We start from the raw sequence: 20,933 nt of genomic DNA, 5'->3' as shown, positions 1-20,933 counted from the left end.
TCAGACATCCGACAGCAGGAGAGACCCATGGCTTCCCAGTCCAGCCCACGCGCGCCGCGTCGAGTCGCGGTCCTCGGGGGCAACCGCATCCCCTTCGCCCGGTCCAACGGCCCCTACGCCAAGGCGTCCAACCAGGACATGCTGACCGCGACCGTCGACGGACTCGTGGCCCGCTTCGGGCTCGCGGGGGAGCGGCTCGGCGAGGTCGTGGCCGGCGCGGTCCTCAAGCACAGCCGCGACTTCAACCTCACCCGTGAGACCGTGCTCGGCACCCGCCTCGACCCCGCCACCCCGGCCTACGACGTCCAGCAGGCCTGCGGCACCGGGCTCGAGGCGGCCGTCCTCGTCGCCAACAAGATCGCGCTCGGACAGGTCGACGCCGGCATCGCCGGTGGCGTCGACAGCGCCAGCGACGCCCCCATCGCCGTGAGCGAGGGCCTGCGGCAGACGCTCCTCGCCGTCAACCGCGGGCGGTCCGCCGGGGAGCGCGCGAAGGCGCTCACGGGCCTGCGTCCGGGTCACCTCGTGCCGGCCATCCCCGAGAACGTCGAGCCGCGCACCGGGCTCTCGATGGGTGAGCACATGGCGCTGACCGCCGCGCAGTGGGGCATCACCCGTGAGGCCCAGGACGAGCTCGCGGCCGCCAGCCACCGGCACCTCGCCGCCGCCTACGAGCGGGGCTTCTTCGACGACCTCGTCACGCCCTACCTCGGCGTCTCGCGCGACACGAACCTCCGGGCCGACTCCACGGTCGAGAAGCTGTCGACCCTCAAGCCGGTCTTCGGCAAGGGCGACGGCGCGACGATGACCGCCGGCAACTCGACCCCCCTGACCGACGGCGCCTCTGCAGTGCTGCTCGCGAGCGAGGAGTGGGCCGCCGAGCACCGGCTGACCCCACTCGCCTGGTTCGTCGACGCCGAGACGGCGGCCGTCGACTACGTCCACGGCGACGAGGGCCTGCTCATGGCCCCGGCGTACGCCGTCCCTCGCCTGCTCGCCCGCAACGGCCTGTCCCTGCAGGACTTCGACTTCTACGAGATCCACGAGGCGTTCGCCGCGACGGTGCTCACGACGCTCAAGGCCTGGGAGGACCCCGACTTCTGTCGGGAGCGCCTCGGCCTCGACGCGCCGCTCGGCTCCATCGACCGCGGCAGGCTCAACGTCAACGGGTCCTCGCTCGCCGCGGGCCACCCCTTCGCCGCGACGGGCGGTCGCATCGTGGCCTCGCTCGCGAAACAGCTCAAGGAGGCCGGCGGAGGCCGAGGTCTCATCTCCATCTGCGCTGCCGGTGGGCAGGGCGTCGTCGCGATCCTGGAGGCATGAGCATGACCGACCTCTTCACGACCATCGTCAGCTCGCCCGTGGCCCGAAGGGTCGGCGTGCCACAGCCGACCCGGCTGCGCCGCTACGAGCCCGGTATGCCGCTCTGTGAGGGGCCGGTGCTCGTCGCGGGCGGCGGGCGCTTCGCCGACGGCATCGCCGCCTGGCTCGGGGGTGAGGGGGTGGCCGCGGTGTCCACGCTGCCCGACTCGGGCGACAAGGTCGGGGCCGTGGTGCTCGACCTCAGCGCCGCCACCGACCCGGCCGAGCTCGACCAGCTGCGCCTGCTCGGCGCCCCCGCGGTCAAGGCGCTCAGGCGCAACGGTCGCGTCGTGGTCATCGGCACGGACCCGGCGACGCTGACGGACGTCGCCGAGGTGACGACCCAACGTGCCCTCGAGGGCGCCGTGCGCTCCATCGGCAAGGAGCTGCGTTCGGGAGCGACGGCGAACCTCGTTCTCGCGCAGGGGGATGCACGCGACGGCGTGAGATCCGCCGTCGAGTTCTTCCTGTCCGGACGCTCGGCCTACGTCGACGGCCAGGTGGTCCGGGTCGACGAGTCCACGAGCGGCGACGTCGACGCGCTGCGACCGCTCGACGGCAAGGTGGCCGTCGTGACCGGCGCCGCACGAGGCATCGGTGCCGAGATCGCCCGCGTGCTGGCCCGTGACGGCGCGACGGTCGTCGCCGTCGACGTCCCGTCGGCCGGGGACGCGCTGGCCAAGGTGGCCAACGAAGTCAGGGGCACGGCGCTCCAGCTCGACGTCACGGCGGACGATGCGGGCTCCCGCATCGTCGAGCACGCCACGACGCGGCACGGCGGCCTCGACGTCGTCGTGCACAACGCCGGCATCACGCGCGACAAGCTCTTCGTCAACATGGACGACGACCGCTGGCGCAGCGTCATGGAGGTCAACCTCCGCTCGGTCCTGCGGATGAACGACGCGATCCTGGGCGAGGGCGGACTCGCCGACGGCGGCCGCATCGTCTGCGTCGCCTCGATCGCGGGCATCGCCGGCAACCGCGGCCAGACGAACTACGGCGCGAGCAAGGCCGGTGTCATCGGCCTCGTCACCGCGCTCTCGCGCCAGGTCGCGGGCCGCGGGATCACGGTCAACGCCGTCGCGCCCGGCTTCATCGAGACGGAGATGACGGCGCGGATCCCCTTCGCCACGAGGGAGATCGGGCGCCGGATGAACTCCCTCCAGCAGGGCGGGCACCCGAAGGACGTCGCCGAGACCATCGCCTGGTTCGCCCAGCCCGGGTCCGCCGCCGTCACGGGGCAGGTGGTCCGCGTCTGCGGCCAGAGCCTGCTCGGGGCGTGAGCGCCCCATGACCAAGGAGATCACCCTCGACGCGGCGCCCGACCTGCGCCGCATCTACGCCACGGCCGCGCTCCGCAGGGGCAACGCGAGCGACACGCTGCCCGACGTCCGCTGGTCACGGGCCGGCATACGCGTCGACGTCGACGACCTCGTCGCCTACGCCCACGTGTGCCGTTTCCCGGTGTCCGGCACGTTGCCGCCCACCTACCCGCACCTCGTCGCGTTCCCGCTCCACATGGCGGTCATGAGCGGCGACCGCTTCCCCCTCCCGCTGCTCGGTGCCGTCCACGTCGAGAACCGCATCGAGGCGCTGCGCCCCGTCCAGCTCGACGAGCCGCTGGACGTCTCGGTCTGGGCGCAGGACCTCCGACCTCACCGACGCGGCCGGCAGGTCGACCTCGTGTCCGAGGTCGGGGTGCGGGGCGAGGTCGTGTGGCGCGGTGTGAGCACCTACCTCTCACGCGGGGCCGAGCACCCCGACGCCGAGCCGTCCGAACCACCGTCGACCGACCCGCTCGCTGCCGTCACGACGGGGCCGCTGTGGCGCTTGGGCGAGGGCACGGGACGTGCGTATGCCGCCGTGTCGGGTGACTGGAACCCCATCCACGTGCACGCGCTGACGGCCAAGCCGCTCGGTTTCCCGAGCGCCATCGCCCACGGGATGTACTCCTACGCCAGGGTGCTCGCCGCACTCGGACCGCGACTGCCGGAGGCCGGGCTCACGAGCCACGTGTGGTTCCGCAAGCCGGTGCGGCTGCCGTCGTCGGTGCGACTGCGCACGGCGTTCGAGGCGTCGCGCACGCTCGCGGTCCTCGAGCACGCCAAGGGCGAGATCGAGCACGCCGTCGTCGAGAACACCTGGTGACCGGCGACGGCGCTGCTCACGGCGCCGCTCAGCGTGAGGCGTCGGCGGCGAGGTCCTGGACGAGCCGGTACACCCCGCTCTGCACGACGTAGCCCAGCTCGGCGTTGATCCGGCGGATCCCGGCGTTGTGCTCCTCGTTGTTCGTCCGGGCCTTCGTCGCGCCTGCCCCGGTCGCGGCCACGTGCGCCTGCTGCTTGACGAGGCGCATGAGGCCGCGGCCCCGGAACGTGGGGTCGATGCCGCTGTAGGCGATGAAGAGCTCGCCTGCGCTGACCGTCCCGTAGGAGATCCCGGCGGGGGTACCGTCGACGCGCGCGACGACGCAGATCGGGATGTCGCCGTTCGTCGTCATCGTGCGGAACTTCTCGAGCGTCATGACGAAGCCGACCGCCGCCTCGGGGTTGGTCTGGCTCGCCCGGAGCATGGCCTCGACCGCGCCCTCGTCGTCGAACTCGAGGTCAGGGACCTCCTCGAGGTCGACCCCTGCCGGCACGACGGGGGCCTCGGGCGGGTGCTCGACGAGGTCGAGGGCCGAGTCGATGGCGTGCTCCTCGACGCCGAAACCCCAGTGGCGGACGATCTCGAGCGACCTCGGCTCGTCGTCGTAGACCCCTCCGCCGAGCCGTCGGGTCGTGTCCGGGACGTGGGGGAGCAGGAACCGGCGCAGGGCGCTTCCCACACCGTGGCCCTCGTGGTCACGGGGGACGACGACCCGGAGCATCGACCTGTCCGGCGGTGCGAACGTGGGCCGGAGCGACAGGCCCACACCGAGCAGGTGCTCGTCGTCGTCCCTCGCGACGGCCACGACGAGATGGGTGAACACCTCGGGCGACTCGAACGGCCAGGCCACCTCGGCCCTCGTCAGGTGCTGCAGCCGAGCGCCGACGAGCTCGATGACGTCCTAGTGGGCAGCGGGCGACGCCAGCGTCACGGTGATGGACGTGGTCATCTAGGCCCCCGGCCGCCAGACCCAGTTGCGGCGGTCGTAGACCTCGACGAAGCCAGAGCGCAGCATGTTGTGGAGCGACGGGTTGTGGGCTCCCTCGAGCTCCTGCCACGTCTCCGCGCTCATCCACGTGCAGCCGGCCGCGCGAGCCGCCTCGACCCGCAGCTTCATGAAGGCCGACTGGGCACCACGGCCGCGCGCCTCGGGAAGCGTCGCCGCCCCGCAGAAGGCAGCCGCGGGTCCCGCGACGTGCAGGTTCGCGGCGGCCACGAGCTCAGCCCCGTCCCAGGCGCCGTAGGCGGTGAACCCCGGTCCGCCGCCCCCGGCGGCGGCGAACATCGAGAGCAGGTGCGGCTCGGGCGGCATCCCGAAGCCGCCGGCGAAGACGCGGGCGTACGTCTCGGCGTCCTCGGGGCCGATCGTGCCCACCCGGAGGTCGGTCGTCGACGGGGTCGTCGGCGCGGCCGCCGGGCGGAGCAGCTTGGCCCAGACGGACCCACCCACGATGCCGTGGCGCACGCAGATGTCGTCCCAGTCGGCCGGGAGAGCGGCAGGCGCGACCTGGAGGCAGAGGGCCGGGGCGCCGGCGGACGCGTAGAGGTCGACGAGGTGCGCCACGAGCGAGTCCGTGACCGGCTCGGTGACGCCGAAGCCGAGGGCCTTGTTCCAGTAGCCGCCCGTGGGGTCGTTGGCCGTGACGACGGCCACGCCACCGGCGAGGCGTTCGGACCGCATGCCCAGCGCGGCCTTCGCCTCGGCGGGTGCGCCGTCGTGCAGCGCGATCATGAACTCCGCCTCGGCCGTCTCGGCGAGGGCGAGCGCCGCCGCCCGGTCGAGCCCGAGCGACTCCCACCCGGGCACCGGCGGCACGGGTGGCTCGGCCGGCTCGGCCGCCTCGGCCGGTGGTGACGGGCTGTCGGTCGTCTGCTCCACGGGCGTCCCCTCCTGTGCCGGGGCGCGCTCCGAGACGGCCGCCCGGCTCACCAGTATCCGCTCGGGAGCCGTCCCGCGAGGCCAGTTCGGGCCAGCCGAGTGGTCCCACGACCAAACCGTGTCGCCCGGTCCCGCGACGCCTCGATACGCTTGCACGAGCCGCCTGCAGCGGCAGCCCCCACGACCCGCCGCCCGCCGGCGGGTCCCGTTCGAACGAGGAGCACCAACCGTGTCTGCACAGATCACCGTCACCGTCGCCGGAAGCGAGCGAGCGGTAGCGGAGCAGACGACGGCGGGTGAGCTCTTCGAGGGTGACCGCGCCGTCGTCGTCGCGCGCGTCAACGGTCAGCTGCGCGACCTCTTCCACGCCCTCGCCGACGGCGACGTCGTCGAGCCCGTCACGGTCGACAGCGAGGACGGCCTGGCCGTCCTGCGCCACTCGACGGCCCACGTGCTCGCCCAGGCCGTCCAGTCGCTCCACGCCGACGCCAAGCTCGGCATCGGCCCGCCCATCCGTGACGGCTTCTACTACGACTTCGACGTCGAGACCCCGTTCCACCCCGATGACCTCAAGGCCCTCGAGAAGGCCATGCAGAAGATCATCAACGAGGGGCAGACCTTCGAGCGCCGCGTCGTCACCGACGCCGACGCGCTCGAGGAGCTCAAGGACGAGCCCTACAAGTGCGAGCTCGTCGGACTCAAGGGCGGCAACGCCGACGAGGCGGCCGAGGGCGCCGGGGTCGAGGTCGGAGCAGGCGAGCTGACGATCTACGACAACGTCCGACGTGACGGCACCCGCGCGTGGGGTGACCTGTGCCGCGGCCCGCACATCCCGAGCACCAAGCTCATCGGCAACGCCTTCAAGCTGATGCGCTCGGCGGCTGCCTACTGGCGCGGCTCGGAGAAGAACCCGCAGCTCCAGCGCGTCTACGGCACCGCGTGGCCGACCAAGGACGAGCTCAAGGACTACCTCGACCGCCTCGCCGAGGCCGAGCGCCGCGACCACCGTCGCATCGGCGCCGAGATGGATCTCTTCAGCTTCCCCGACGAGCTCGGCTCGGGCCTCGTGGTCTTCCACCCCAAGGGCGGCGTCATCAAGCGTGAGATGGAGGACTACGTCCGGCGCCGGCACATCGAGGAGGGCTTCTCCTACGTCGGCACGCCGCACATCAGCAAGGAGGCGCTCTTCCACACCTCCGGGCACCTGCCGTACTACGCCGACACGATGTTCCCGCCGATGGAGCTCGAGGGCGCGAAGTACCAGCTCAAGGCGATGAGCTGCCCCATGCACAACCTCATCTACCAGTCGCGGGGCCGTTCCTACCGCGAGCTGCCGCTGCGCCTCTTCGAGTTCGGCGGCGTCTACCGCTACGAGAAGTCCGGCGTCGTGCACGGCCTGACCCGGGTGCGTGGCATGACGCAGGACGACTCGCACAGCTACGTCACCGCCGAGCAGGCGCCGGCCGAGATCAAGCACCTGCTCGACTTCGTGCTCGGCCTGCTGGGAGACTTCGGCCTCGACGACTTCTACCTCGAGCTGTCGACCCGCGACACCGAGGGCGAGAAGTCCTCGAAGTTCATCGGCTCCGACGAGCAGTGGGAGGCGGCGACCAAGGTTCTCGAGGAGGTCGCCACCGCCTCCGGTCTCGAGCTCGTGCCCGACCCGGGCGGCGCGGCCTTCTACGGTCCGAAGATCTCGGTGCAGGCGCGCGACGCCATCGGCCGCACCTGGCAGATGTCGACGATCCAGTACGACTTCAACCAGCCCGAGCGCTTCGGCCTCGAGTACCAGGCCGCCGACGGGTCGCGCCAGCAGCCGGTCATGATCCACTCGGCGAAGTTCGGCTCGATCGAGCGCTTCCTCGGGGTCCTCGTCGAGCACTACGCCGGCGCCTTCCCGGTCTGGCTCGCACCGGTCCAGGCCCTCGGCGTGCCGGTCGCCGAGGACTACGCCGACTACCTCGGCGAGGTCCTCGACCGCCTGAAGCGCAAGGGAGTCCGCGTCGAGCTCGACGCGAGCGACGACCGCTTCCCGAAGAAGATCCGCAACGCGAGCAAGTCGAAGGTGCCCTTCACGCTCATCGCGGGCGAGGACGACCGCGCCGCCGGCGCCGTCTCGTTCCGCTACCGCGACGGCTCGCAGAAGAACGGCGTGCCGGTCGACGACGCCATCAGCGAGATCCTCGCCGCGATCGAGAGCCGCGCGCAGGTCTGAGCGCCGTCCCCGACCGGAGCCACGGACGTATGCCGTCGGGCCGGGTGCCCCTCACCGGGCCCCGGCCCGGCGGCATACGTCCGCTTCTGTCCGATGTCGCACGTCCATCGGACAGGACACCGGCCACCGGTTGACCGTCGCGCCGGTCGTCACGAGTCTCGGGCAGGACATCGTCGTCGCCCGTGAAGGAACCTCCATGCACACCGTGCTCCGCTCGCTCGGCACCGCCGTCCTCGCCGCCGCCGTCCTCGGCCCCGTCCTGCCCTCCGGGGCGCCACCGGCGGCGGCCGCTCCGGCCGAGCGGCTCGTCGACGCTGTCAACCCGTTCATCGGCACCCAGGACAACGGCAACACTTTCCCTGGGGCCAGCGCCCCGTTCGGGATGGTGCAGGTGAGTCCCGACACCGGGGGAGAGGGGGGCTACGACCACTCCCAGGGCTCGATCTACGGCTTCAGCCAGACCCACCTGTCGGGCGTCGGATGCCCGGTGGTCGGCGAGCTGCCGGTGATGCCGACGACTGGCTCCGTGACGAGCGTGGACCCGGACCGCTACCGGTCCACCTACAGCCACGCCGACGAGGAGGCCGAGCCCGGCTACTACCGCGTCGGTCTGGCGACCCACGGAGTCCAGGCCGAGCTGACCGCCACCGACCGCACCGGCTGGCAGCGCTACACGTTCCCGGCCGACAAGCAGCCGAACGTCCTGCTCAACACCGGCAAGGCCAACATGCGAGTCTTCGACTCCGAGGTGCACGTCGTCGGTGACCGGGTCGTCGAGGGCCGGATCCACGACGGCAACTTCTGCGCGGGCAAGGACGAGCACACCGTGTGGTTCCGTGCCGAGTTCGACCGCCCGTTCAGCTCGTTCGGCACGTGGAGCGGGTCGACGCTGACGTCGGGCGCCCGGGACGCCTCGACGAAGGACGGCGGCAACGGCGCCGCGGTCACCTTCCCGACCGGCACGACGTCGGTGACGATGAAGGTCGCCCTCAGCTACACCGGCCCCGAGGGCGCGCGGACCAACCTGACCAGCGAGACCGGTGACTCGTTCGACTTCGACGCCACCCGAGCCGCGCTCGGGCAGCGGTGGGAGTCCGAGCTCGACAAGGCGCGCGTGACCGGCGGCACGAGCGAGCGCCGCACCGCCTACTACACAGCGCTCTACCACTCGCTCATGCACCCGAACCTCGCGTCCGACGTCGACGGTCGCTACCACGGCTGGGACGGGAAGAACCACGTGGCGCAGGGCTACACGCCGCGTCAGAACTTCTCGCTGTGGGACACCTACCGCCCGCAGAACCAGCTGCTCGAGGTCCTGGCGCCCGACGTGGCCCGCGACTCGTACCTGTCCGTGCTCGCCATCGGTCGCGAGGGCGGGTGGCTGCCCCGTTGGGCGCTCGTCAACAGCGAGACCAACATCATGACCGGCGACCCCGTCACCCCGTTCCTCGTCGAGGGCTGGAGCAAGGGCTTCCTCGCCGGCCACGAGGCGGAGGCGTACGCGCTGCTCAAGCAGAACGCGACCGAGCGCCCGCCGGCGGACAGCCAGTACAACGGCCGCGCCGGGCAGCACTGGTACGAGAAGCTCGGCTACATCCCGTTCGGTCTGGACGTGGGCACCGACTGCGTGTCGCACGGCGGGGACAACGACTGCGCCCACCCAGCCTCGGCGACGATGGAGTACTCCGCCGCCGACGCGTCACTCGCGCTGATGGCCAAGGGACTGGGCCACACCGCCGACGCGGCGATGCTCACCGAGCGCAGCGGCTGGTACCGCAACCTCTGGGACGCCGGGACGCAGACGTTCCGCCCACGCCTGGCCGACGGGACGTGGCTCGACCCGTACGACCCCGTCGAGGCGTCCCACGCCTTCCACGAGGGCGGCTCGTACCAGTACCAGTGGCTCGTCCCGCAGGACCCGGCCGGCCTGACCCGCCTCATGGGTGGTCGGGCGGCGACCGAGAAGCGCCTCGACGACTTCTTCGCCTACCCGAAGCTGCTCACCGACCCGGCCGGCACCGCACGCACCGACTGGATCGAGGCGACCTACGCCTACTACAGCAAGCCCACCTACAACCCGAACAACGAGCCCGACCTGCTCGCGCCGTACGTCTACGCCTGGGTCCAGCAGCCCGCCAAGATCGCGACGGTGGCGCGGGCGGCCTTCACCCTCTTCACCGACGGCCCCGACGGCATGACCGGCAACGACGACCTCGGCACGATGTCGGCGTGGTACGTCTTCTCGTCCTGGGGGCTCTACCCGACGATGAGCGGTTCGAACGTCTTCGTCGTCAGCTCGCCCCAGTTCGAGCGCGTCGACGTCGCCGTCGCCTCACCGCCGTCGGTGCGCACCGGACAGGGCGGTCACCTGACGATCACCGCACCCGGTGTCTCCGACGACCGGCGCTACGTCCAGAGCCTCACGGTCGGCGGGACGAAGAGCACGAAGAGCTGGGTCGGCTGGGACGCCATCCGACACGGTGGGTCCATCGCGCACACGGTGGGCACGACCCCGAGCCGGTGGGGCACGACGCCGGCCGACGTGCCGCCGTCGGCCGTGCAGGCCGGACGCGACCCGCGCCTGTCGCTCTCGATGGCCGCTCGTCCGAACCCCGTGGTCGTGCCGACCGGGGCGCGTGAGGCCCGCCTCACCGTCGACCTCGTGGGCCAGGCCCCCAAGAGCCTGCCCGTCGACGTGTCCGTGACGGCCCCCGCAGGCTGGACGGCCGACGTGGGTTCCGGCGACGAGGGCGCCGCCGTGCTGCACAGCGACGGCGTCCCCGCGAGCGCGACGGTGCCGGTGACCCTGCGCCTCCCCGCCGGCCTGGGGGTGGGGGACCACGAGGTGGTCGTCACCGCCACGGCACCCGGTGTCGATCCCGTGACGCGCACCGTGCCCGTTCAGGTCCGCGAGGCCCTCGACTGCGTCGGCGGCGCACCGGGATGCGCCGTGGACCTGGCGCCGGCCCGCAACCACGACGGCACGGCGACCGTCGCCGCACCGAGCGAGGGCAACTTCGACGGCAGCGGCTGGAGCTACGACGCCGCCCTGCTGCCAACCCCGGGCCCGTGGGTGCACGACGGGACCACGTATGCCGCTCCGGTCACCTCCGGTACGACGCCGAACTTCGTCGAGGGACGCGGTCAGACGCTGCTCGTGCAGGCCGGCAGCCGCTCCACGATCCATCTCGTCGGGTCGACGCACAACGGCGACGTGGGGACGGCCCTGCGCCTGACCTACACGGACGGCAGCGTCCAGTCCGTCCCGGTCGCCCTGACCGACTGGGCCGCGGGCAGCGGGCACAACGGCAACACGGTGGCGGTCGCCATGGACCATCGGATCAAGGGCGGTGCGGGTGTCGACGGACCTCCGGTCCAGATCTTCGGCACGGCGGTCGCCGTCGACCCCGCCCGGCAGCTCCAGGCCGTCACCCTGCCCGCCGACGACCGCTTCGAGGTGTACGCCCTGACGCTCCGCTGACGGGTCTGAAGGCCCTCCCGCGGGCGAGGGGGCGGCGTGTCAGGGCGACACGCCGCCCCCTCCGGGTCGCGGTGAAGAAACTGCCGACAAGGGCTTGCGCGCCGACGTCCGCGGGGTTACAAATGAGGAACCGAACCGCTTCGGCGGATCGGTTTCCGAATCGCTTCGGCGAGGACGAACAGAAGGCCCGGGAACTCATACTTCCCGGGCCTTCACCTTCCGTCGCACCGGTCGACCGACGAGTCCGTCGAGACCTGCGCGTCCGAGGATCCCGGCCCTGCGGCTCTCACACCCGCAGGGCTGTTCCCTGTCCGGGTCCTGTCGAGGTCCCGGGTACGACGAAGGCCCTGCGGTCTCACACACCGCAGGGCCGACTCCATTGAACCGAAGCTCGGGCCGATGGGGAAATCGACACGCGGCAGGCGGGTCGTCGCGCGTCGCGGGCGTCGTCCTAGGATCAGTCACCATGACGACGCAGGGGAGTGGCCCGACGCCCACGGGTGGGAGCCCCGCCCCCGAGCCCACTCTCGAGCCGGCGACCGCCTTCGCCCACGTCGAGGACGGCTTCGAGCGGCTCTGGACCCCGCACCGGATGGCGTACATCCTCGGGGACCGACCCACCGCGGAGGCCGGGCACGGCTGCCCGTTCTGCGCCGCTCCGGGCAAGACGGACGCGGAGGGCCTCATCGTCCACCGCGGCGAGCACTGCTACGTGGTGATGAACCTCTTCCCCTACAACCCGGGCCACGTCCTCGTCTGCCCCTACCGTCACGTCTCCCTCTACGTCGACCTGACCGACGACGAGACGGCCGAGTTCACGGCGCTGACCAAGCAGGCCGTGCGTGCCCTGCAGGCAGCCTCCGAGCCGCACGGCTACAACCTCGGCATGAACCAGGGAGCCGTGGCCGGCGCCGGGGTCGCGGCCCACCTGCACCAGCACGTCGTGCCGCGCTGGAGCGGCGACTCGAACTTCCTGCCCATCGTCGGCCAGACCAAGGCGCTGCCCGTCCTGCTCGAGGACACCCGCGCGCGCCTCGTCGATGCCTGGCCGACCGACTGAGGACCACCGGGCGCGGGCCCGCAGGTCACGGACGCGCCACGGTGCGTGCGCCGGGCCCGAGCACGCCCGACCGGTCAGTACGCTGTCACCACCATGCTCAACAGACTCCTGCGCGCGTCGCTGACCAAGATCCTCGGTCCGATCGCCCACCTGTTCCTCCGCCTCGGGATCAGTCCCGACGTCGTGACGGTCGTCGGCACCCTCGGGGTCTGCGCCGGGGCACTGGCGTTCTTCCCCCGCGGTGAGATCTGGGTCGGCGTGCTCGTCATCACCGCGTTCGTCTTCTCCGACAACGTCGACGGCATCATGGCCCGCGAGTCCGGCCGCTCGAGCAAGTGGGGCGCCTACCTCGACTCCACGCTCGACCGCATCGGCGACGCCGCGATCTTCGGCGGCCTCGTGCTCTTCTACGCCGGCAAGGGCAACAACCAGCTCATGGCCGGCCTCGCGCTCAGCTGCCTCATCCTCGGCAGCGTCGTGTCCTACGCCAAGGCGCGGGCAGAGGGCCTCGGCTACACGGCCAACGTCGGGATCGCCGAACGCGCCGACCGGCTCGTCGCCGTTCTCGTCGCGGCCTTCTTCGCCGACCTCTTCAACTCGACGATCCTGCTCGGCGTCGTCCTGGGCCTGCTCGCCGTCGCCAGCCTCGTCACCGTCCTCCAGCGGATGCTGACGGTGCGTCGCCAGGCCCTCGCCTCCGGCGAGGTGGGCGCGTGAGCGACCTCGCACGCCGCGCCACCGACACCGTCAGCGTGCTCGGCTTCAAGCTCGGGTGGTCCGTCGTCCGCGCCCTCCCGGAGCGCGCGGCATACGCCCTCTTCGACCGGGTGGCCGCCATCTCCGTCCGGCGCGGTGGGAAGGGCATCGACCGGCTGCGGTCGAACTACCGTCGGGTGCGGCCCGAGCTGTCCGACGCCGACCTCGACTCCCTGGTGCGTCAGGGGATGCGCTCCTACATGCGCTACTACTGCGAGGCGTTCCGGCTCCCGTCCCTGACCCGGGCCCAGATCGACGGGGCGGTCGTCGTCCGTGGCGACGCCGAGATCCGCGAGCTGTGCGCGCGCGGCGACGCCGGGGTCGTCTTCGTCGGCCACCTCGGCAACTTCGACCTCGCCGCGGCCTGGTCCGCCGGCAGCCTCATGCCGGTGACGACCGTCGCCGAGCGGCTCAGGCCCGAAGAGGTCTTTCAGGAGTTCGTCGCGTTCCGGCGCAGCATCGACATGGACATCATCCCGCTCACCGGCGGGGACGACCCCTTTCACGGGCTCCTCGACGCGACACGGAGCGGCGGGAGGCTCATCGCCCTGGCTGCCGACCGCGACCTCACCAACGGCGGTGTCGAGGTCGACCTCCTCGGCCACCGCGCGCGGATGGCCAAGGGGCCGGCCGTCCTGTCGCTCATGACCGGTGCACCGCTCTTCGCGGCCCGGATCTGGTACGAACCCGCTCCCGCTGGCTCCGGCCTCGGCGGCCACCGCACGGTCATCGAGTTCAGCAACCGCCTCGTGCCCCGTGTCGAGGGCACGACGGCGGTCAAGGCGGCCGACCTCATCCAGCAGTGCGCCGACCACGTCGCCGTCGCGATCCGCGAGCACACGTCGAGCTGGCACATGCTCCAGCGGGTCTTCGTCGACGACCTCGACGCCCCTGCGGCGTCCTCGGACGCCGCCGCGCAGACCTCCGCGATGACCTCCGCGCAGCCGGCGCAGCCGACGACGGGACGCACGACGTGAGGATCGGGATCGTCTGCCCGTACTCGTTCGACGTCCCGGGCGGGGTGCAGTTCCACGTGCGCGACCTCGCCGAGCACCTCATCGGCCAGGGGCACGACGTGTCGGTGCTCGCGCCGGCCGACAGCGAGACCGAGCTGCCCGACTACGTCACGTCGGCCGGCCGGGCCACCGCCGTGCGCTACAACGGCTCCGTCGCCCGTCTCAACTTCGGCCCCGTCACGGCGTCCAAGGTCGGCAAGTGGCTCGACGCCGGCCAGTTCGACGTGCTCCACCTCCACGAGCCGGTCACCCCCAGTGTCAGCGTGCTCGCACTCATGGCGGCCGAGGGACCCATCGTCGCGACCTTCCACACCTCGATGCTGCGGTCGCGGACGATGCAGACGGCCTACCCGATCATCCGACCGAGCCTCGAGAAGATCGCCGGCCGCATCGCCGTGAGCGAGGACGCCCGCCGGACGGTCACGACCCACGTCGGCGGCGATGCGGTCGTCATCCCCAACGGCGTCTACGTCGACCGGTTCGCGAGCGCCCCGCGGCGCTCGGCGTGGATGGGCACGCCCGCATCGCCGACGATCGCCTTCCTCGGCCGAATGGGGGAGCCGCGCAAGGGACTCCCGGTGCTCGCGGCTGCCCTGCCCGAGATCCTCCGCTCGGTCCCGGGACTCCGCGTCCTCGTCGCCGGGCCCGGTGACCCCGAGGAGGTCACCGAGGGCTGGCCCCCCGAGGTCGTCGCCGCGTGCGAGTTCCTCGGCTCCGTCTCCGACGACGACAAGGCGTCGCTGCTCGCGTCGGTCGACGTCTACGTCGCGCCCAACACCGGGGGAGAGAGCTTCGGCATCATCCTCATCGAGGCGATGAGTGCCGGCGCCTGCGTCCTCGCCAGCGACCTCTCGGCGTTCTCCCGCGTGCTCGACGGCGGCACGGCCGGCGCGATGTTCGCCAACGAGCAGCCCGACGACCTCGCGCGCACGCTCGTCGACCTGCTCCGACGACCCGAGCGTCGTGCCGAGCTCGCCGCCGCCGGCCAGCACCGGGCCCGGCTCTTCGACTGGTCGGTCGTCGCCGACGAGATCCTCGCCGTCTACGAGACCGTCATCGAGGGCGTCGCGGCCGCGCACCTCGAGCCGCAGGGACGCTGGAACCGCTTCCTGCGCGGGGGTGCGCGGTGAGCGAGGTCCTCTCGTGGGTCTTCGCGATCCTCTTCGTCCTCGTCGTCATCGCCTGGTACCTCTCCTACACGGCGGCCCGCCTCGACCGGCTCCACGTCCGCCTCAGCGGCACCCTCGCCGCCCTCGACGCCCGGCTGGTCCGCCGGGCCGAGGCGGCCGTCGAGCTGGCCAACAGCGGGCTCCTCGACGGTGCGACCGCGCTCATCCTGGCCAACGCCGCGGCGGAGTCCCTCGAGGCACCGTCGGAGCACGGCGACGCCCGCGAGCTCGCCGAGAACGACCTCACCGAGGCCCTCGAGCTCGCCCTCACCCCGCAGGCCGTCAGCACGCTGCGTTCGACGGCCCTGGGGCAGGACGTGCTCGCCCGGCTCTCCTCGGCCTGCACGCGCGTGCAGCTGGCGCGGCGCTTCCACAACGACGCCGTCACCGACGTCCGCCGGGTGCGGCGCAAGTGGACCATCCGCATGTTCCACCTCGCGGGCTACACCCCGATGCCGCACACCATCGAGTTCAACGACGACTCGCCGGAGCACCTCGCCCTCGTGTGACCGGCCCCACGCGCAGGACCGCGGACCGCGTCGTCCGCACCTCTCGCGGGGGCCTACGCTTTGAGGCACACCGAACCCAGATCACGGGAAAGCAGGACATCGTGAGCACCACCCCGACCTCGGGCAGCACGCCCGCGGCTGACCAGCAGAGCGGCACGAGCCACACCGGCACGACGCGCGTGAAGCGCGGCATGGCCGAGATGCTCAAGGGCGGCGTCATCATGGACGTCGTCACGGCCGAGCAGGCCAAGATCGCCGAGGACGCCGGCGCCGTCGCCGTCATGGCCCTCGAGCGGGTCCCCGCCGACATCCGCGCCCAGGGCGGCGTGTCGCGCATGAGCGACCCCGACATGATCGACGGCATCATCGAGGCCGTCTCGATCCCCGTCATGGCCAAGGCCCGCATCGGCCACTTCGTCGAGGCGCAGGTGCTCCAGAGCCTCGGCGTCGACTACATCGACGAGTCCGAGGTGCTGACCCCGGCCGACTACGCCAACCACATCGACAAGTGGCAGTTCACCGTGCCCTTCGTCTGTGGTGCGACCAACCTCGGCGAGGCGCTGCGCCGCATCACCGAGGGCGCGGCGATGATCCGCTCCAAGGGTGAGGCCGGCACCGGTGACGTCTCCAACGCGACGACGCACATGCGCACCCTGCGCGCCGAGCTCAACCGCCTGCACTCGATGAGCCCCGACGAGCTCTACGTCGCGGCGAAGGAGCTCCAGGCTCCCTACGAGCTCGTCAAGGAGGTCGCCGAGGCCGGCAAGCTCCCCGTCGTGCTCTTCACGGCCGGTGGCATCGCGACGCCTGCCGACGCCGCGATGATGATGCAGCTCGGCGCCGAGGGTGTCTTCGTCGGCTCGGGCATCTTCAAGTCCGGCAACCCGGCCCAGCGCGCCGAGGCCATCGTCAAGGCGACGACCTTCCACGACGACCCCGACGTCATCGCCAAGGTCTCGCGTGGCCTCGGCGAGGCCATGGTCGGCATCAACGTCGACGAGATCCCCCAGCCGCACCGTCTCTCCGAGCGCGGTTGGTGACCTCCGCACTCCCAGCTCCACGCTGACGTATGCCGCCGTGCCCCACCGGGCGCGGCGGCATACGCCGTCCTGGGCCCGGTCGGTCCGGCACCGCGGGCCACCCTGACCCGCGTCGCGCAGACCCGAACACACCGAGAAGGTCACAACCCACCGGCGTCGGATCCCGTTGGGTTGTGACCTGCACGGTGTGTTGCGGGGCTCGGGGCTGGCACGATCGGGTGCGTGAGCGCCACCGGAGCGGACCTGTCGCGGACCTACTTCGAGCGGGTCGTCGAGCCCCTCGTGCGTGACCACTGGCCCGGGATGCCTTGTGCCGCAGCGCGTCTCGGGAGCGGGTCCGACGTCCTCGGGCTCGACGACGCGATGTCGCGCGACCACGACTGGGGCCTGAGGCTCAACCTCCTCGTCCCGGACGACGTCGTCATGGCCGTCGACGACCACCTCGCCGAGCAGCTGCCTGCGTCGTTCGCCGGCCACCCCACCCGGTTCGCGACGACGTGGGACCCGGCTGTGCGCCATCGGGTGCAGGTCGAGACGGCCCGCGACCTCGCCGTCTCGCGCCTCGGCGTCGACCCCACCCGCGACCTGACGGTGGCCGACTGGCTCTCCCTGACGGGCCAGGCCGTCCTCGAGGTCACCGGCGGAGCGGTCTTCGTCGACGACGTGGGCGAGCTGGCCGGCATACGCCAGCGCCTCGCGTGGTGTCCCGACGACGTCTGGCGCCACGTCGTCGCGACCGACTGGGTCCGGCTCGGGCAGGAGCTGCCCTTCGTCGGCCGGACGGGGGAGCGCGGCGACGACCTCGGCTCGCGTGTCGTCGCGGCGCGGCTGGCCGGGATCGCGATGCACCTGGGCCACCTGCTCGAGCGGCGCTGGCCGCCCTACGCCAAGTGGCTCGGCACGAGCTTCGCCCGGCTGCCCCGGTCCGCGGTCGCCCTCGAGCCGCTCGAACGGGCGGTGGCATCGCCCGACTGGCGGCAGCGGGAGGACGGTCTCATCGAGGCGCTGCGGGTGCTGGCCGTGGCCCAGGGCGAGGTCGGGCTGCCCACCGTCGCCGACCCCGTCGAGCCGTTCTGGGACCGGCCCTACCGCGGCGTGCGTGGCGCGGTGGTCGAGGTCCTCGAGGCCAGCGTCACCGACCCGGCCGTGCGGGCACTGCCCCGAGGAGTGGGCTCCGCCGAGCAGTGGAGCGACAACATCGACGTGCTGACGGACGCCCGTCGACGCCGGCCCACGCGATGACGGGCGCAGCACCATTGACCCGGCGGTGCGTCAGGTGACGGCGCCGCGCTCGGCGAACTCGGGACGCTCGAACTCGCGCCCGTCGAGGACCTCCTCGACGTGGACCGCGGCCTGCACCGCGTCCACGTGGGTGACGTAGAGCGGCGCGAAGCCGAGCCGGATGATGTCGGGCTCGCGGAAGTCCCCGATGACACCACGGGCGATGAGGGCCTGCACGACGGCGAACGCCTGGGGGTGGCGCAGGGACACCTGGGACCCGCGGCGCTCCGGCTCGCGCGGCGTCGCCAGCGGGAGGTCGATCCCGAGCGCGTCGAGGGCGTCGATGAAGGTGCCGGTCACGGAGAGCGACGCCGCGCGCACGTCGGCGGGAGAGAGGCCGTCGTAGGCCGTGAGCGCGGCCTCGAGGGCGAGCACCGAGAGCAGGGGCGGGGTCCCGACCCTGGCCCGGGTGATGCCGGGCGCGGGCTCGTAGTCCGGACGCATCTCGAAGGGGTGGGCGTGTCCCTGCCAGCCGGTGAGGGGCTGGTCGAAGTCGTCCTGGTGGCGGGTCGCGACGTAGAGGAAGGCGGGGGCGCCGGGGCCGCCGTTGAGGTACTTGTAGCCGCACCCGACCGCGAGGTCGGCGCCGCCCTCGTCGAGCTCGACCGCGATCACGCCGGCCGAGTGGCAGAGGTCCCAGCAGGCGAGGGCGCCGACGGCGTGGGCGGCCTCGGTCATCGCGCGCAGGTCCCAGAGCTCGCCCGTGCGGTAGTCGACGCTCGAGTAGGAGGCGAGCGCGAGGGCGTCACCGATCTCGGCGATGGCGGCCACGGCGTCGCGCGGGTGGACCCGGCGCACCTCGAGGCCGGCCAGCTCGGCCGCGGACTCGGTCATGTAGAGGTCGGTGGGGAAGGAGTCGGGGTCGGTGATGACGACGCGGCGGCCGGGCCGCAGCCGTCCGGCGCCGATGACCGCCTTGAAGAGGTTGACCGACGTCGAGTCGGTCACGACCACCTGCCCGGGAGCAGCACCGACGAGACGGCCGACGAGGTCGCCGACGCGGGTCTGCGCGCCCCACCAGTCGGCCTCGTTCCACGATCGGATCAAGCGCTCGCCCCACTGGCGGTGCATGACGTCGTCGATGACGGCCGGAACCGCGCTCGGCAGGGCGCCGAGCGAGTTGCCGTCGAGGTAGATGACGTCGTCGGGGAGGGTGAACAGGTCGCGGGTGCCCCGGAGCGGGGAGGCGGCATCGGCCTGCTCGGCGCGGGCGGTCAGGTCGTCGTGGGTGTGCACCGTCGTCATGGCCGCAACGTATCCGGTGGCATCGTGCCGATGTCAGGGCCGCCTCCGCGGACGTCTGGCATCCGAGACGGTTCTCGCAGCCCGACCCGTGGCGCGTCCGTCACGACGAGCGCTCTACGCTGACCCGGTGAGCACCATCAGCACGTTCCCCGGCACGACCGCCGACCCCGCCGCGGACCCCGCCGTGGACCCTGGCGCCGACCGTCGCGCCGAAGGCGTCGGCGTGCCGCGCATCGGCGTCCTCGCCGTCCAGGGCGACGTCCGCGAGCACCTCGCGGCCCTCACCGCGCTCGGCGCGCAGGGCGTCACGGTCCGGCGTCCCGCCGAGGTCGAGGCCATCGACGGCCTCGTCATCCCCGGCGGCGAGTCGACGGTCATGGACAAGCTCGTCCGCGCCTTCGACCTGCGGGAGCCCCTGCTGCGGCGCATCGCCGAGGGCATGCCCGCCTACGGCTCGTGCGCCGGGATGATCATGCTCGCCGACCGCATCGCCGACGCGCGTCCCGACCAGCAGACGCTCGGGGGTCTCGACATCACGGTGCGGCGCAACGCCTTCGGCCGTCAGGTCGACTCCTTCGAGCAGGACCTCGACTACGCCTGGGGCGACCCCTCGACGACCGGCACGGTGCACGCCGTCTTCATCCGCGCCCCATGGGTCGAGCAGGCCGGTCCGGGCGTCGAGGTCCTCGCCCGCGTCAGCGAGGGCCCGGCCGCCGGTAGGATCGTCGCGGTCCGGCAGGGCAACCTCATGGCCACGTCCTTCCACCCCGAGGTGGGGGCAGACCGCCGGATCCACGCCGAGTTCGTCTCGATCGTCAGAGAGCACCGACTCCAGCAGTCGGGTGCACGCCAGTCACCGGAACGCGAGGACACTGCATGAGCGGCCACTCCAAATGGGCCACCACGAAGCACCAGAAGGCGGCCAAGGACGCCAAGCGCGGCAAGCTCTTCGCCAAGCTCATCAAGAACATCGAGGTCGCGGCCCGTCAGGGTGGCGCCGACCCCACCGGCAACCCGACGCTCTACGACGCCATCCAGAAGGCCAAGAAGACGTCGGTGCCCAACGACAACATCGACCGCGCCGTCAAGCGCGCCTCGGGTGCCGAGGCGGGCGCGGCCGACTGGCAGACGATCATGTACGAGGGCTATGCCCCCAACGGTGTCGCCGTGCTCATCGAGTGCCTCACCGACAACCGCAACCGGGCTGCCGCCGAGGTGCGCACCGCGCTGACCCGCAACGGCGGCCAGCTCGCCGACCCGGGCTCGGTGTCCTACGTCTTCAACCGCAAGGGTGTCGTGACCGTCCTCAAGGACGCCGGCTCCGAGGACGACATCCTCGAAGTGGTGCTCGAGGCGGGTGCCGAGGAGGTCAACGACAACGGTGACACGTGGGAGATCATCTCCGAGGCCACCGACTTCGTCGCGGTCCGCAAGGCGATCCAGGATGCCGGCATCGACTACGAGTCGGCCGAGGCGTCGTTCGTCCCGAACCTCCAGGTCCCGCTCGACCTCGACGGCGCCAAGAAGATGATCCGCGTCATCGAGGCCCTCGAGGACAGCGACGACGTGCAGAACGTCTTCGCCAACGGCGACATCCCCGACGACGTCCTCGCGCAGCTCGACGACGACGAGGACTGACCGCGCCGAGGGCTCGTGCGCCCGAGGTTCGACGAGGAGGCACGCCGAGACCGGCGTGCCTCCCGTCCTTTCGGGGGAGGCCCGTTAGCGTTGTCCCGAACACCTGTTCGGATCGTCCAGAGCCCCACGCCCCA

General features: G+C 72.0%; 17 protein-coding genes. 14 read left to right on the top strand and 3 right to left on the bottom strand.

All coding sequences use genetic code 11. The annotated features are described in order from the left end of the window. The first annotated feature begins 27 nt into the window (after positions 1 to 27). Genes ASH01_RS15040 through ASH01_RS15030 form a run of 3 tightly spaced genes read left to right on the top strand, consistent with a single transcriptional unit; the run spans position 28 to position 3,510 of the window. The gene (locus ASH01_RS15040) at positions 28 to 1,323 is read left to right on the top strand and encodes an acetyl-CoA C-acetyltransferase (RefSeq protein ID WP_056777258.1); all 1,296 of its coding nucleotides are present in this window, start codon (positions 28 to 30) and stop codon (positions 1,321 to 1,323) included. Positions 1,324 to 1,325: 2 nt separating this feature from the next. Further along, positions 1,326 to 2,645 (top strand): 3-oxoacyl-ACP reductase, encoded by a 1,320-nt coding sequence (locus ASH01_RS15035; RefSeq protein WP_056777254.1) that lies wholly within the window; start codon positions 1,326 to 1,328, stop codon positions 2,643 to 2,645. A 7-nt stretch (positions 2,646 to 2,652) separates the two neighbouring features. Further along, the gene (locus ASH01_RS15030) at positions 2,653 to 3,510 is read left to right on the top strand and encodes a MaoC family dehydratase (RefSeq protein ID WP_056777251.1); all 858 of its coding nucleotides are present in this window, start codon (positions 2,653 to 2,655) and stop codon (positions 3,508 to 3,510) included. Between the two features lie 28 nt (positions 3,511 to 3,538). Here the strand turns inward: ASH01_RS15030 and ASH01_RS15025 are convergent, their stop codons facing one another. Together ASH01_RS15025 and ASH01_RS15020 are read right to left on the bottom strand one after the other, a co-directional pair. After that, positions 3,539 to 4,360: a hypothetical protein gene (locus ASH01_RS15025; protein ID WP_056777248.1), complete on the bottom strand. Its 822-nt coding sequence runs from the start codon at positions 4,358 to 4,360 to the stop codon at positions 3,539 to 3,541. Positions 4,361 to 4,459: 99 nt separating this feature from the next. After that, positions 4,460 to 5,389 carry a GCN5 family acetyltransferase gene (locus ASH01_RS15020; RefSeq protein WP_056777246.1) on the bottom strand — a complete coding sequence of 310 codons (930 nt, stop codon included), beginning with the start codon at positions 5,387 to 5,389 and terminating at the stop codon, positions 4,460 to 4,462. Between the two features lie 229 nt (positions 5,390 to 5,618). Here ASH01_RS15020 and thrS point away from each other — a divergent pair, with 229 nt between their 5' ends. The 9 genes from thrS to ASH01_RS14975 all read left to right on the top strand — a co-directional run bounded on the left by thrS (position 5,619) and on the right by ASH01_RS14975 (position 17,877). Continuing rightward, on the top strand, positions 5,619 to 7,604 hold the full coding sequence (gene thrS / locus ASH01_RS15015) for a threonine--tRNA ligase (RefSeq protein WP_056777244.1): 1,986 nt from the start codon (positions 5,619 to 5,621) through the stop codon (positions 7,602 to 7,604). Positions 7,605 to 7,800: 196 nt separating this feature from the next. Continuing rightward, entirely contained in the window at positions 7,801 to 11,085 is a 3,285-nt protein-coding gene (locus ASH01_RS15010; protein WP_056777812.1) for a GH92 family glycosyl hydrolase, read from the top strand. A gap of 466 nt (positions 11,086 to 11,551) precedes the next feature. Continuing rightward, positions 11,552 to 12,145 carry an HIT family protein gene (locus ASH01_RS15005; RefSeq protein WP_056777241.1) on the top strand — a complete coding sequence of 198 codons (594 nt, stop codon included), beginning with the start codon at positions 11,552 to 11,554 and terminating at the stop codon, positions 12,143 to 12,145. A gap of 93 nt (positions 12,146 to 12,238) precedes the next feature. After that, the gene (gene pgsA, locus ASH01_RS15000; RefSeq protein ID WP_020144318.1) at positions 12,239 to 12,862 is read left to right on the top strand and encodes a phosphatidylinositol phosphate synthase; all 624 of its coding nucleotides are present in this window, start codon (positions 12,239 to 12,241) and stop codon (positions 12,860 to 12,862) included. After that, a complete protein-coding gene (locus ASH01_RS14995; RefSeq protein ID WP_056777238.1) occupies positions 12,859 to 13,878 on the top strand; it encodes a phosphatidylinositol mannoside acyltransferase in 1,020 nt (339 codons plus the stop codon). The genes pgsA and ASH01_RS14995 overlap by 4 nt, the downstream gene beginning before the upstream one ends. Continuing rightward, positions 13,875 to 15,047: a glycosyltransferase family 4 protein gene (locus ASH01_RS14990; protein WP_056777233.1), complete on the top strand. Its 1,173-nt coding sequence runs from the start codon at positions 13,875 to 13,877 to the stop codon at positions 15,045 to 15,047. The genes ASH01_RS14995 and ASH01_RS14990 overlap by 4 nt, the downstream gene beginning before the upstream one ends. Next, on the top strand, positions 15,044 to 15,595 hold the full coding sequence (locus ASH01_RS14985) for a hypothetical protein (RefSeq protein WP_056777231.1): 552 nt from the start codon (positions 15,044 to 15,046) through the stop codon (positions 15,593 to 15,595). Before ASH01_RS14990 ends, ASH01_RS14985 begins: the two co-directional genes overlap by 4 nt. Before the next feature lie 101 nt (positions 15,596 to 15,696). Beyond that, positions 15,697 to 16,635, top strand: coding sequence for a pyridoxal 5'-phosphate synthase lyase subunit PdxS (pdxS, locus tag ASH01_RS14980; RefSeq protein WP_056777228.1), 939 nt, complete (start codon positions 15,697 to 15,699; stop codon positions 16,633 to 16,635). 222 nt (positions 16,636 to 16,857) lie between these two features. Further along, a complete protein-coding gene (locus ASH01_RS14975) occupies positions 16,858 to 17,877 on the top strand; it encodes a DUF4037 domain-containing protein (protein WP_056777226.1) in 1,020 nt (339 codons plus the stop codon). Positions 17,878 to 17,907: 30 nt separating this feature from the next. Here the strand turns inward: ASH01_RS14975 and kynU are convergent, their stop codons facing one another. Continuing rightward, on the bottom strand, positions 17,908 to 19,161 hold the full coding sequence (kynU, locus tag ASH01_RS14970; RefSeq protein WP_056777222.1) for a kynureninase: 1,254 nt from the start codon (positions 19,159 to 19,161) through the stop codon (positions 17,908 to 17,910). A gap of 184 nt (positions 19,162 to 19,345) precedes the next feature. Between kynU and pdxT the strand changes: the two genes are divergently transcribed. Then, positions 19,346 to 20,041: a pyridoxal 5'-phosphate synthase glutaminase subunit PdxT gene (pdxT, locus tag ASH01_RS14965; protein WP_156415611.1), complete on the top strand. Its 696-nt coding sequence runs from the start codon at positions 19,346 to 19,348 to the stop codon at positions 20,039 to 20,041. Next, the gene (locus tag ASH01_RS14960; protein WP_056756635.1) at positions 20,038 to 20,799 is read left to right on the top strand and encodes a YebC/PmpR family DNA-binding transcriptional regulator; all 762 of its coding nucleotides are present in this window, start codon (positions 20,038 to 20,040) and stop codon (positions 20,797 to 20,799) included. The genes pdxT and ASH01_RS14960 overlap by 4 nt, the downstream gene beginning before the upstream one ends. Positions 20,800 to 20,933: the final 134 nt, after the last annotated feature.

Source organism: Terrabacter sp. Soil811 (assembly GCF_001429655.1).
Classification (GTDB): domain Bacteria; phylum Actinomycetota; class Actinomycetes; order Actinomycetales; family Dermatophilaceae; genus Terrabacter.
The sequence above is the reverse complement of the archived record's forward strand: the minus strand, read 5'-3'. Positions and strand labels throughout refer to the sequence as shown.